The sequence below is a fragment of the Edwardsiella piscicida genome (assembly GCF_021733145.1).
Taxonomy (GTDB): Bacteria; Pseudomonadota; Gammaproteobacteria; order Enterobacterales; family Enterobacteriaceae; genus Edwardsiella; species Edwardsiella piscicida.
Genome location: NZ_CP090968.1, coordinates 2,763,129 through 2,775,578, shown reverse-complemented (window position 1 = coordinate 2,775,578; position 12,450 = coordinate 2,763,129). Strand labels below are relative to the sequence as shown.

11 protein-coding genes are annotated in these 12,450 nt (G+C 63.2%); 2 read left to right on the top strand and 9 right to left on the bottom strand.

Going from position 1 to position 12,450, the window contains the following annotated elements:
- Positions 1-103 precede the first annotated feature (103 nt).
- From L1P05_RS12640 to L1P05_RS12605, 8 genes are all read right to left on the bottom strand, one after another.
- Complete coding sequence (locus L1P05_RS12640) at positions 104-829, bottom strand: amino acid ABC transporter ATP-binding protein (protein ID WP_012849462.1); 726 nt, start codon at positions 827-829, stop codon at positions 104-106.
- The gene (gltK, locus tag L1P05_RS12635; protein WP_012849461.1) at positions 826-1,503 is read right to left on the bottom strand and encodes a glutamate/aspartate ABC transporter permease GltK; all 678 of its coding nucleotides are present in this window, start codon (positions 1,501-1,503) and stop codon (positions 826-828) included. Before gltK ends, L1P05_RS12640 begins: the two co-directional genes overlap by 4 nt.
- The gene (locus tag L1P05_RS12630) at positions 1,503-2,243 is read right to left on the bottom strand and encodes an amino acid ABC transporter permease (RefSeq protein WP_012849460.1); all 741 of its coding nucleotides are present in this window, start codon (positions 2,241-2,243) and stop codon (positions 1,503-1,505) included. The genes gltK and L1P05_RS12630 overlap by 1 nt, the downstream gene beginning before the upstream one ends.
- Before the next feature lie 85 nt (positions 2,244-2,328).
- Positions 2,329-3,231, bottom strand: coding sequence for a glutamate/aspartate ABC transporter substrate-binding protein (locus tag L1P05_RS12625; RefSeq protein WP_012849459.1), 903 nt, complete (start codon positions 3,229-3,231; stop codon positions 2,329-2,331).
- Positions 3,232-3,577: 346 nt separating this feature from the next.
- Positions 3,578-5,107 (bottom strand): apolipoprotein N-acyltransferase, encoded by a 1,530-nt coding sequence (gene lnt, locus L1P05_RS12620; protein WP_012849458.1) that lies wholly within the window; start codon positions 5,105-5,107, stop codon positions 3,578-3,580.
- A gap of 7 nt (positions 5,108-5,114) precedes the next feature.
- Positions 5,115-6,002, bottom strand: coding sequence for a CNNM family magnesium/cobalt transport protein CorC (corC, locus tag L1P05_RS12615; protein WP_012849457.1), 888 nt, complete (start codon positions 6,000-6,002; stop codon positions 5,115-5,117).
- 86 nt (positions 6,003-6,088) lie between these two features.
- Entirely contained in the window at positions 6,089-6,562 is a 474-nt protein-coding gene (gene ybeY / locus L1P05_RS12610) for an rRNA maturation RNase YbeY (RefSeq protein ID WP_012849456.1), read from the bottom strand.
- A gap of 2 nt (positions 6,563-6,564) precedes the next feature.
- Entirely contained in the window at positions 6,565-7,614 is a 1,050-nt protein-coding gene (locus L1P05_RS12605) for a PhoH family protein (RefSeq protein WP_012849454.1), read from the bottom strand.
- Between the two features lie 383 nt (positions 7,615-7,997).
- On the opposite strand from L1P05_RS12605, the gene L1P05_RS12600 reads away from it, so the two are divergent.
- Positions 7,998-9,509, top strand: a complete 1,512-nt coding sequence (locus L1P05_RS12600) for an AbgT family transporter (RefSeq protein ID WP_012849453.1) — start codon at positions 7,998-8,000, stop codon at positions 9,507-9,509.
- A 54-nt stretch (positions 9,510-9,563) separates the two neighbouring features.
- Here L1P05_RS12600 and miaB read toward each other — a convergent pair whose 3' ends face one another.
- Positions 9,564-10,988 carry a tRNA (N6-isopentenyl adenosine(37)-C2)-methylthiotransferase MiaB gene (gene miaB / locus L1P05_RS12595; protein ID WP_012849452.1) on the bottom strand — a complete coding sequence of 475 codons (1,425 nt, stop codon included), beginning with the start codon at positions 10,986-10,988 and terminating at the stop codon, positions 9,564-9,566.
- A gap of 197 nt (positions 10,989-11,185) precedes the next feature.
- Here miaB and ubiF point away from each other — a divergent pair, with 197 nt between their 5' ends.
- Positions 11,186-12,361, top strand: coding sequence for a 3-demethoxyubiquinol 3-hydroxylase (gene ubiF, locus L1P05_RS12590; RefSeq protein ID WP_012849451.1), 1,176 nt, complete (start codon positions 11,186-11,188; stop codon positions 12,359-12,361).
- Positions 12,362-12,450 lie beyond the last annotated feature (89 nt).

The window sequence follows — 12,450 nt, the reverse complement described above, 5'->3', positions numbered from 1 at the left end:
ATTCGTTCTGGCACCATACCCCTGCGATGGGCGGACGAACAGCCGCCGGACGGCAAAGCGTGAGGCGGGGCGCACTCCGGCCATCGGCGGGCGAGGCGCTCGCCTAGTGGATGATCTTGGCCAGAAAATCGCGCGCCCGCGCCGAGTGGGGCTGGCTGAAGAAGGCATCTTTCTCGCGATCTTCGACGATGTGTCCCTCATCCATAAAGATCACCCGGTTGGCCACCTTGCGGGCGAATCCCATCTCATGGGTGACCACCATCATGGTCATCCCCTCTCTTGCCAGGGAGACCATCACGTCCAGCACCTCGTTGATCATCTCCGGATCGAGGGCCGATGTCGGCTCGTCGAACAGCATCGCCACCGGATCCATGCACAGCGCCCGGGCAATGGCGACGCGCTGCTGCTGGCCGCCGGAGAGCTGAGCGGGAAACTTGGCGGCGTGCGCCGCCAGGCCGACGCGATCCAGCAGCGCTTGCCCCTTGCTGACCGCCAGCGGCGCGGCGCGTCCCAGCACCTTGACCTGGGCCAGGGTCAGGTTATCGATGATCGACAGGTGCGGAAACAGCTCGAAGTGCTGAAAGACCATGCCTACCCGCGAGCGCAGACGCGCCAGATCGGTGCGGCGATCGTGCACCGCGGTGCCGTTGACACAGATCTGCCCCTGCTGGATCGGCTCCAGCCCGTTGACGGTTTTGATCAGGGTCGATTTGCCGGATCCCGAGGGGCCGCAGACCACCACCACCTCGCCCTTGTCGACGTGGGTGCTGCAGTCGCTCAGCACCTGAAACTGTCCATACCATTTACTGACCTGTTGCAGGGAGATCATAGGGCGCTCCTTTTCTTGAGATGGCTGACCAGCAGCGAGGCGCTGAGGCTGATGATAAAGTAGACGGCGCCGGCAAACAGGATCATCTCCAGCTGGGTGCCGTCGCGCTCGCCGATGGTGGAGGCGGTGCGGAAGAAGTCCGCCAGGCTCAGCACGTACACCAGCGAGGTATCCTGAAACAGGACGATGCCCTGGGTGAGCAGCAGCGGCACCATGGCGCGGAACGCCTGCGGCAGCACCACCAGGTACAGGGACTGCCACGGGGTCATTCCCAGGGCCAGCGCGGCGGCGTTCTGCCCGCGGGCGACGCTTTTGATGCCGGCGCGGATGATCTCGGAGTAGTAGGCGGCCTCGAACAGCGCAAAGGCCACCATCGCCGAGATCAGGCGGATATCGCTCTGGGGCGACAGGCCGAGAAAGCGCTGCAGCAGGCTGGGCACCACCAGATAGAACCACAGCAGCACCATCACCAGCGGTACCGAGCGGAACAGATTGACATACAGGGCGGCCAGCCAGGCGAGGGGCTTCCAGCGCGATAGCCGCATCACCGCCAGCAGGGTGCCCCACAGAATGCCGACCACCACCGCCGTCAGCGTTATTTTTAGCGTGATCACCATGCCGTCCAGCAGATAGGGCAGGCTGGGGGCGATGGAGCTCCAGTCGAATGCGTACATTAGCGGCTCCCCATGCTGCCCGGCAGCTGCAGTCGCCGCTCCAGCAGGTGCATGGCCAGCATCAGCAGGCCATTGATGGCGATATAGGCCAGAGTGATGGCGGTGAAGGATTCATAGGCATGCGCCGAGTAGTCCAGCAGCTTGCCGGCCTGAGCGGCCATCTCCATCAGCCCGATCGTGGAGGCGATGGCCGAATTCTTGACCAGATTGAGCATCTCAGAGGTCAGCGGCGGTACGATCACCCGATAGGCGTTGGGCAGCAGGACATAGCGGTAGGTCTGCGGCAGGGTGAAGCCCATGGCCAGTCCGGCGCTCTTCTGCCCGGCCGGCAGAGACTGAATGGCGGCGCGCACCTGCTCGCAGACCCGGGCGGCGGTAAACAGCCCCAGGCACAGCAGCGAGGAGACAAAAAACTGGATCGACGGGTCCAGCTCGCCTTTGAACCAGTTGCCCCAGTCGGTCGGCAGCAGCTCCGGCACCACCAGATACCAGGTAAAAAACTGGACGATCAGCGGGACGTTGCGGAACAGCTCGACATAGAGAGCGCCAATCATGGCCAGCGGACGGCTGGGCAGGGTGCGCAGGATCCCCAGCAGTGAGCCGAGGAGAAAGGCGATGACCCAGGCCGCCAGCGACAGAGCGACGGTGACCTGCATGCCGGACCAAATCCAGCCCAGGTAGGTGGTGCCGCCGAAGGGGGCCGGCTGCAGAAAGATGCCCCAGTTCCAATCGATAGACATAGGTGACTCCGGTTAGCCGGCGCTCCGCCGTGCGGGGCGCGCCGCAGACGCGCACCCCCGCGCACAGGGGGTGGCGCCGGGCTGATTATTCGGCGATGCGATCGTTGGGGGTGGCGAACAGCGTCTTCATCTCATCGGAGAGGGCGAACTGCAGGTTCATGTTCTTCGGCGGAATGGGTTGTTCGAACCAGCGCCGATAGCCGTCGGCGGCCTGGCCGGAGGTCTGCACGTGGGCGATGGTGTCGTCGACCAGCTTTTTGAAGGCCGGATCGTCCCGGCGCAGCATACAGCCGTAGGCCTCATAGGACTGCGGGGTGCCGACAATCACCCAGCGCTCAGGCTGCTTGGCCTTGGCGCGCTCCCCCGCCAGCAGCGCGTCGTCCATCATGAAGGCCACCGCCCGCCCGCTCTCTAGGGTGCGGAAGGCGTCGCCGTGATCCTTGGCGCTGATGATGCGCATCTTCATGTCATCCTTTTCGTTCATGCGGTTGAGCATGATTTCCGATGTGGTGCCGGAGGTGACCACCACCGGCTTACCGGCCAGGTCGCGGAAGTCATGTACTCCGCTCTCCTTGGCCGTCAGCAGGCGGGTGCCGACGATAAACAGGGTGTTGGAGAAGGCGACCTGCTGCTGGCGTTCGGCGTTGTGGGTGGTGGAGCCGCACTCGACGTCATAGGTGCCGTTTTGCAGCAGCGGGATGCGGTTCTGTGAGGTGATTGGCAGCAGTTTGACCTGCAGCGCGGGCAGGTTGAGCTGTTTCTTCACCGCGTCGACGATGGCGTTGGCGTAGTCCTGGGAGTAGCCGACCACCCGCTGCTGATTGTCATAGTAGGAGAAGGGGACCGAGGATTCGCGGTGGCCGACCACGATCACGCCGCTGTCTTTGATTTTTTGCAGGGTCGGCGAGCCGTCGGTAGCGTCCTGCGCGGCGACAAACAGGGGGAAAGACAGGCCCAGAAGAACTAGTGATAACACAGACTTACGCATGCATTGCTCCTTCCATCGTGGGGGTGTTGTGTTTATCTATATGTTTTATATATTATTTTTATCATACGCGCACCGAACGAAGGCGCGCGGCGTTATGGAGAAAACATAGCTTAATGTAAATAAAATGATATCAATATGTTTTCAAAATGAGATCAAAAGCGCACCGTTTTATGGCAAAACAGGGGGTTTGCACAGCCTGTGTGCGTGAAGATGCGCTATCAGGGTGCAACACCCGGGGTCGCGGGGGAGAAAACCCGGCGGCGAGGCGTCGCAGGGGAAAGGATTGCAAACGCTGTGCCAACGGTGAGCGAGTGCAGCCCGAAGGCTGCACTCGGGGAGGCGAGCCTTAGCGGCGGCGCAGGGCGTAGATCAGCGCCAGCGCACCCATTACGGCGCTCAGCAGCCACAGCGGTGTGCTGCCCAGGCGGGCATAGGGGGTCTCGCCGCGGGTCGGCGTGACGTTCACCTCCAGCACGCCGCGGGTAAACTGCGGCAGGCGGGCGATGACGTTGCCGGAGGCGTCCACGGCGGCGGTGATGCCGTTATTGGTGGCGCGCAGCAGCGGTCGGCCCAGCTCCAAGGCCCGCATGCGCGCCATCTGGAAGTGCTGCCACGGACCGATAGAGTGGCCGAACCAGGCGTCGTTAGAGACGGTGAGCAGGAAGTCGGTATCCGGGCGGAAGTTGGCCCGCACCTGTTCGCCCAGCACGATCTCATAGCAGATAGCGGTGGTCAGATTGTATCCCTGCACCCGCAGCGCCGGCTGCACATAGTCGCCGCGGCTGAAGGCGGACATCGGCAGGTTGAAGAACGGCGCCAGCGGACGCAGCAGATCCTCCATCGGGACAAATTCGCCAAACGGCACCAGGTGGTGCTTGCTGTAGCGCTGGTGCGCCGGGTACTGGTAGGGACTCTCGCCCCCCAGCACGATCACGGAGTTGTAGAAATCCATGCCGCGTGCTCCCGGGCGCTCGTCCACCAGCCCGGTGATCAGGCTGCTGTGGTGGGCGCGCAGCAGGCGATCCATCATGGTCAGGAACGGCTGCTCGTTGGCTTCGGTATCGGCGATGGCCGATTCGGGCCAGATGATGATGGGCGCCTTACCCAGGTAGGGGCGAGTCGCTTCCAGGTAGGTCTGCAGCGAGGCGATCAGCGCGTTGGGATCCCACTTCATCGACTGGGCGATATCGCCCTGTACCATGGCCACGTTGACCGCTTTCTGCGGCAGGCTCTGATACCAGTGCATCTGTCGCAGCGGCCAGGGGGCGCACAGCAGCACCAGCGCCAGCGCCAGCGTCAGGGGACGGCGCTGGACGGCGGCCAGCACCAGCAGGCCGCTGATGATAACCAGCAGATAGGTGATGGTGTCCACGCCGGCCAGCGGGGCGATGCCCTTCAGCGGACCGTTGAGCTGGCTGTAGCCGAACTGCAGCCAGGGAAAGCCGGTCAGCACCCAGCCGCGCAGGAACTCCGTCGCCTGCCACAGCGCCGGGGCGGCGATCGCCAGGCGCCAGACGGTGGTTTTTGGCCACAGGCGGTTAAGCACGGCGCAGAACAGCAGCGGGTAGAGCGCTAGGTAGGCCGCCAGCAGCACAACCAGCGACACGCTGACCGGCGTCGGCATACCGCCGAACTGTTCAATGCTGACGTAGACCCAGTTGACGCCGCTGCCGAACAGTCCGAGCCCCCACAGGAAGCCCAGCAGCATGGCCTGACGGGTGGTGCGATTGAGGGTGACGGCCAGCAGGCCGCACAGAGAGAGAAGCGCGGCGGGCCAAAAGTCGTAGGGCGAAAAGGCCAGGGTGCCACAGGCACCGGTTATCAGCGCCAGCGGGGCGCGTACCCGCTGGCGTTGCAGTAAAGCGGCGATGGTCATCGGTTATTCAGGGTTCCAGGTCCAGTTGCGGTTGAGGTGATGCATCCGGAATTTTGACATGAACCTGTATGATACGTCGACTGTCGGCCATAGCGACTTTAAACTGGTAACCGTCGATGTCGATGCTCTCTCCGCGCGACGGCAGATGGCCGAACGCCTGCATCACCAGGCCGCCGACGGTATCGACCTCGTCGTCGCTGAAGCGGGTGCCGAAGATGTCGTTGAAATCCTCGATCTGGGTCAGCGCACGAACGGTGTAAAGATGGCGGCTGATCTGGCGCACGTCGCGATCTTCCACCTCATCGTACTCATCGTCGATCTCGCCGACGATCAGCTCCAGAATATCTTCAATGGTGACCAGCCCGGAGACGCCGCCGAACTCGTCGATGACGATGGCCATATGATAGCGCTGGGAGCGGAACTCCTTGAGCATGCGGTCAACGCGCTTGCTTTCCGGTACGACCACGGCCTGGCGCAGCACGTTATCGATGCGGAACGGCTCGGCGTCGCTGCGCATAAAGGGCAGCAGATCCTTGGCCATCAGCAGCCCTTCAATATGATCTTTGTCTTCGCTGATCACCGGAAAACGCGAGTGGGCCGACTCAATGATGACGTCCAGGCACTCGTCCAGGGTCTGGTTGCGTTTCAGGGTCACCATCTGGCTGCGCGGGATCATGATGTCACGCACGCGCTGCTCGGCGATGTCCATCACCCCTTCCAGCATGTCGCGGGTATCGGGATCGATCAGATCGTTCTGCTCGGAGTCGCGGATAAGCTCCACCAGATCGCTGCGGTTCTTGGGTTCACCGTGAAACAGCTGGTTGAGCAAAAGGGAAAAGAAGCCTTTCTTATGGGGACTGGGGCTGTCGCTATTCTGAGAATGGTCGTCGCTCATAGCGTGTATGTATGGTTACTCTTTGTCTGGTCAATCTTAACGGCGGGCGTCATCGCCCACCGCAAACGTGACCCCGAGGGGGTCGTTCAGTCGGACTCTTTTTCCGCCGCGTAGGGGTCGGGATATCCCAGCGCCTGCATGATGTCGGCTTCCAGAGACTCCATTTCCTCAGCCTCTTCGTCGCTGATGTGGTCATACCCTAGCAGATGAAGCGAGCCGTGCACAACCATATGCGCCCAATGTGAGAGCGGAGCAATGTTCTGCTCCTGCGCCTCGCGCTCTACCACCTGGCGACAGATTACCATGTCGCCGAGCAGCGGCAGCTCGATGCCCGGCGGGGCTTCGAACGGGAAGGAGAGGACGTTAGTCGGGCGATCCTTGCCGCGGTAGGTGAGGTTAAGCTCGTGGCTTTCGGCCTCGTCCACCAGGCGGATGGTCACCTCGGCCTCATCGCGAAAGCGCGGCAGCACCGCCTCTAGCCAGCGCAGAAAGTCGCCTTCGGCGGGCAGCCCCGGGGTCTCTACGCAGGCGATCTGCAGATCGAGAATGATATTGCTCATGGTTATTCCTGTGTTTGCGCGGCCTGCGCCTCGCGTTTACGCTCGGCGGCCAGGGCCTCTTTACGTTGTTGTTCCGCGGCGTCCCAGGCCTCATAGGCCATCACCACGCGGGCGACCACCGGGTGGCGCACCACGTCTTCGCTGTGGAAAAAGTTAAAGCTGATCTCCTGCACCGGCGACAGCACCTCAATGGCGTGGCGCAGGCCGGACTTCTGGCTGCGCGGCAGATCCACCTGAGTGATGTCACCGGTGATCACCGCCTTGGAGTTAAAGCCGATGCGGGTGAGGAACATCTTCATCTGCTCGATGGTGGTGTTCTGGCTCTCATCCAGAATGATAAAGGCATCGTTCAGGGTGCGTCCGCGCATATAGGCCAGCGGCGCCACTTCGATGACGTTGCGCTCCATCAGCTTCTCGACCCGTTCGAAGCCGAGCATTTCAAACAGCGCATCGTACAGCGGACGCAGGTACGGGTCGACCTTTTGGCTGAGATCGCCCGGCAGGAAGCCCAGCTTTTCACCGGCTTCCACCGCCGGGCGGGTCAGCAGAATGCGGCGGATCTCCTGACGCTCCAGGGCATCCACCGCCGCCGCTACCGCCAGGTAGGTCTTGCCGGTACCGGCCGGGCCGATGCCGAAGGTGATATCGTGGTCGAGAATATTGGCGATGTACTGCGCCTGATTCGGGGTACGCGGCTTGATCAGCCCGCGCTTGGTCTTGATGTGGATCGCTTTGCCGTAGTCCGGCACGTGCTCGGCGGCCTGCTCCAGCACCCGGCTCTCCTTGAGGGCCAGATGGATCTGCTCGGGGTCGATATCGCCCGTCTGGCCGCGCACCGGCGCGGTATCCACATACAGGCGCTTGAGAATGTCCACGGCGGCGCGCACGCAGGGCGTCCGTCCGACCAGCGTAAAGTGATTGTCACGGTGATTGATTTCGATCCCCAGGCGGCGTTCGAGCAGCTTAATGTTGCCATCAAACGGGCCGCACAGACTGTTCAACCGCTGATTGTCAGCGGGCTCAAGCAAGAGTTCTTCGGTTGTGACGTTCAAATCAATCCTCTGGATTCGTGTGTGCATTGCGCCGCCCGCGGCGCGGGGGACGCAGGGATACGGGCCATGCGATGGCCACGCGGTATACAGCGGTTATGCACATCATACATGCCACGGGGTAGCAATTGCCAATCTTCGCGCGCGGCGGCGGCGGCGCGCCAGGGGAATAGCTCCTGTTATTTTAATGCTATGTAATCATTATATTTTATTTTATTAATATATCACTGTTATGTCTGATTTAACGTTTTTTTAACTGAGGGGCGGCGCAAAAAAAACGGCGCAGGTGACTGATACCATGGCCCGCGGTGACGCAGACATGGAGGGCTTAGACAATGGCTTCACCTCAGAACACGCCCGCCCCTGCAGGGGCGGCTCACGGAGGCATGGCGCGCTTTCTCGGCGCCGTCGAGCGCCTGGGGAACCGGGTACCGGATCCGGCGCTGCTGTTTATCTATCTGATGGCCCTGCTGCTACTGCTGTCGGCGGCGCTGTCGCAGGTCTCCTTTGACCTTATCAATCCCCGCAGCGGCGAGGCAGTACAGGTGGTCAATATGATGACCCTGACGGCGCTGGTGGATTTCCTTAGCAAGATGACCTCATCCTTTACCGCGTTTCCGCCGCTGGGCATCGTGCTGGTGGCGCTGCTCGGGGTCGGGGTCGCCGATCGCGCCGGCTTTATCGATGCGGCGGTGAAAAAGCTGGTGCGGATCACCCCCGCGCGCCTGCTGACGCCGATGGTGGTATTGGTGGCGCTGATCAGCCATGTGGCGGCCGACGTGGGCTACGTGCTGGTGATCCCGCTGGCGGGCGTGGTGTTCCAGCGCGTGGGGCGCCATCCGCTGGCGGGGATCTGCGCCGCCTTCGCCGGGGTGTCCGGTGGCTACTCCGCCAGCTTCATTCCCTCTGGCAACGATGCGCTGCTGGCCGGGTTCAGCGAGGCGGCGGCGCGCCTTTTGGCGCCGGACTACACGGTGAATGTGCTGTGCAATTTCGTGTTTACCTCCCTCTCTTCGCTGATGGTGATCTTGCTGGTGTGGCTGGTGACGGATCGCATCATCGAGCCGCGCCTGCGCCAGCAGGCGGTGGACATGCCCGTCGAGGCGGCGGAGGAGGCTATCGACGGCTTTACCCCTCGGGAGAACCGGGCGTTTCGTCGGGCGCTGACGGTGATGCTGCTGATGCTGGCGGGGCTGGGCGTGCTGATGTACCCCGACGCCTCGCCCTTTCGCAGCCCGACGGGGACGCTGAGCGCCTCGTCGGCGCCAGCGATCCAGGCCATCGTGCCGCTGATCTTCATCCTGTTTGTTATCCCGGGGACGGTGTATGGCGTTGTCAGCGGGCGCTTTACCCAGGGGAAGGATGTCATCGAGGCGATGAGCCACAACATGCGCGCGATGGGCTACTATCTGGTCATCGTGTTCTTTGCCGCCCAGTTTATCGCGATTTTTAACACCTCCAATCTGGGCACGCTGCTGGCGCTGGCCGGCGCCGCCGGGCTCAAGGCCCTGAGCGTCCCTGGCGCGGGAACGGTGATCGGGGTGGTGCTGCTGGTGTTTCTGATCAACCTGCTGGTGGGCTCGGCGTCGGCCAAGTGGGCGCTGCTCAGTCCGATCCTGGTGCCGATGCTGATGGCGGTGCAGCTGTCGCCGGAGCTGGCGCAGGCGGCCTATCGCATCGGTGACTCCACCTCGAATATTATTACTCCGCTGCTGGGGTATTTCCCGCTGGTGGTGGTCTACTGCCGTAAATATGTCTCATCGACGGGGATCGGGTCGCTGGCGGCGCTGATGCTGCCCTATTCGCTGCTGCTGGCGGTGTGCTGGTGCGCGCTGCTGTTGACGATGTGGTGGGCGGGCGTGCCGCTGGGGATCCAGGGAGGGTATCACTACCCGTAGGGCGTCGGCGGGGCGCTACCCGCACGCCCGGCGCGGGGCCGGGCGTTGAGGGGGTTACGGCTGGTAGCTGCCGACGCCCAGATCGTCCTCTTTGCGGGTGCGGGCGATCACCGACTGCGGTGATTCGCTGATGCGCAGCCCCATCTCCTCTTCACTGCGAACCACGACGCCGCGCAGGGAGTTGGGCAGCACCTCGGTGATCTCGACGTCAACAAAGCGCCCGATCATCTCCGGCTGACCGGCAAAGTTGACCACCCGGTTGTTTTCGGTGCGTCCGGACAGCTCCATCACGTTTTTGCGCGAGGTGCCCTCGACCAGAATGCGCTGTACCGTGCCCAGCATGCGGCGGCTGTAGCGCATGGCCTGCTGGTTGATGCGCTCCTGCAGAATGTACAGACGCTGCTTTTTCTCCTCTTCCGCTACGTCGTCCACCATATCGGCGGCCGGGGTGCCCGGACGGGCGGAAAAGATAAAGCTGTAGCTCATGTCGAAGTCCACCTCGGCGATCAGCTGCATGGTCTGTTCGAAGTCCTGCTGAGTCTCGCCGGGGAAGCCGACGATAAAGTCGGAGCTTATCTGAATATCCGGGCGCGCTCTGCGCAGCTTACGGATAATCGCCTTGTACTCCAGCGCGGTATGGGTGCGCTTCATCAGGTTGAGAACGCGATCGGAGCCGCTCTGCACCGGCAGGTGCAGGAAGCTGACCAGCTCCGGCGTATCCTCATAAACGGCGATGATGTCGTCGCTGAACTCTATTGGGTGGCTGGTGGTGAAGCGGATACGGTCGATGCCATCAATGGCGGCCACCAGGCGCAGCAGCTCGGCAAAGGAGCAGATGCCGCCGTCGAAGGTGGCGCCGCGGTAGGCGTTGACGTTCTGCCCCAGCAGGTTGACCTCGCGCACGCCTTGGGCGGCCAGCTGGGCGATTTCAAACAGCACGTCGTCGCACGGGCGACTGACTTCGGCGCCGCGGGTATAGGGCACCACGCAGTAGGTACAGTATTTGTTGCAGCCTTCCATGATGGAGACAAAGGCGGTGGCACCGTCGGCGCGCGGCTCCGGCAGACGGTCGAACTTTTCGATCTCCGGGAAGCTGACGTCAACCACCGGGCCGTGGCTGCTGCGCGCGCTGTCGATCATCTCCGGCAGACGGTGCAGCGTCTGCGGGCCAAAGATGATGTCGACGCAGCTGGCGCGCTCGCGGATATGCTCACCTTCCTGGGAGGCGACGCAGCCGCCGACGCCGATGATCAGATCCGGCTTGGCCTCTTTGAGCATCTTCCAGCGGCCAAGCTGATGGAACACTTTTTCCTGCGCCTTTTCACGGATCGAACAGGTATTCAGCAGCAGGACATCGGCGTCCTCGGCATTATCCGTCAGCTCAAGGCCATGCGTGCTGCCCAGCAGATCGGCTATCTTGGATGAGTCATACTCATTCATCTGACAGCCCCAGGTTTTAATATGCAGTTTTTTTGTCATCGACTTGCTATTGCTCAGTGCAGGTGGATCAGGGACGCGCAGACGCCCTCAGGCGCCGTGCCGGCGGTGACCGTTGCGTCCGCGGCAGGGCGGCTATTGTAATCGCTTGGCGCTGTCGTGACCAGTCAGATAGCGGGGGGCAAGGGGGCTGAAATCCGCTACACTAGCGCAAAACGTGCGGCGACAGGGGAGTGGAGATGGTTCAGGACGCGGGCGGTATTGTGGTGGTCGGCGGTGGGATGGTGGGCGCCGCGGCGGCCCTGGGGCTAGCGCAGGCCGGTCTGCGGGTGACGGTGCTGGAAAACAGCCCGCCGCCGCCGTTTGTCGCGGACAGCGATCCCGATCTGCGCATCTCTGCCATCAGTATGGCCAGCGTGCGCCTGCTGGAGCAGCTCGGGGTGTGGTCAGCGGTGTGCGCGATGCGCGCGGTGCCCTACCGCGGGCTGGAGACCTGGGAGTGGGCGTCGTCAACGGTTTCGTTTCGCGCCGAGACGCTCGGTCTGCCGTGCCTGGGCTTTATGCTGGAGAACCGGGTGCTGCAGCGCGCGCTGTGGCAGGCGCTGGAGGCCTGCGAGGGCGTCACGCTGTATACCGGGGCGGCGCTGCAGCAGTTACAGCGCGACAGGCAGGGGTGGCGGCTGGCACTGGATAACGGCGAACGGCTTTATGCCGGATTGGTCATTGCGGCGGACGGCGCCGAGTCCCGGGTGCGCAGCCAGGCCGGCATCGGCGTTCACGGCTGGCAGTATCGCCACGACTGCATGCTGATCAGCGTGAAGACGTCGCCGGTGCCGCAGGATGTCACCTGGCAGCAGTTTACCCCGGATGGCCCGCGGGCCTTTCTTCCGCTGTGGCCCGGCTGGGGCTCGCTGGTGTGGTATGACAGCCCGGCGCGTATCCGTCAACTGCTGGCGATGCCGCTGGCGCAGCTGAATGAGGCGATCCTGCGTACGTTTCCCGCCCGTCTGGGGCCGGTGCAGGCGGTGGCCGCGGCGGCGTTTCCGCTGATTCGGCGCCACGCGCTGCGCTACGTGGACCAGGGACTGCTGCTGCTGGGCGATGCGGCGCACACCATTAACCCGCTCGCCGGGCAGGGGGTTAATCTGGGCTATCGCGACGTGTCGGCGCTGCTGGAGGTGGTGCCGGCGGCCGCGGCGCGCGGTGAGGCGTGGCAGACGCAGGCGGTGCTGCAGCGCTATCAGCGCCGTCGCCTGGGTGACAACCTGCTGATGCAGAGCGGGATGGATCTCTTTTACGGCGCCTTCAGCAACCGTCTGCCGCCGCTGACGCTGCTGCGTAATCTGGGGCTGATGGCGGCGGAGCGCGCCGGAGGGCTCAAGGCGCGCGCGCTGCGCTACGCTATCGGGCTGTAGGCGATGGTGACGGGCGGTGCGTCGTATGGCGCGCCGCGGGGCCAAAGGCGCGGGCACACGACAGGCAAAAAAAAAGCTCACCCGAAGGT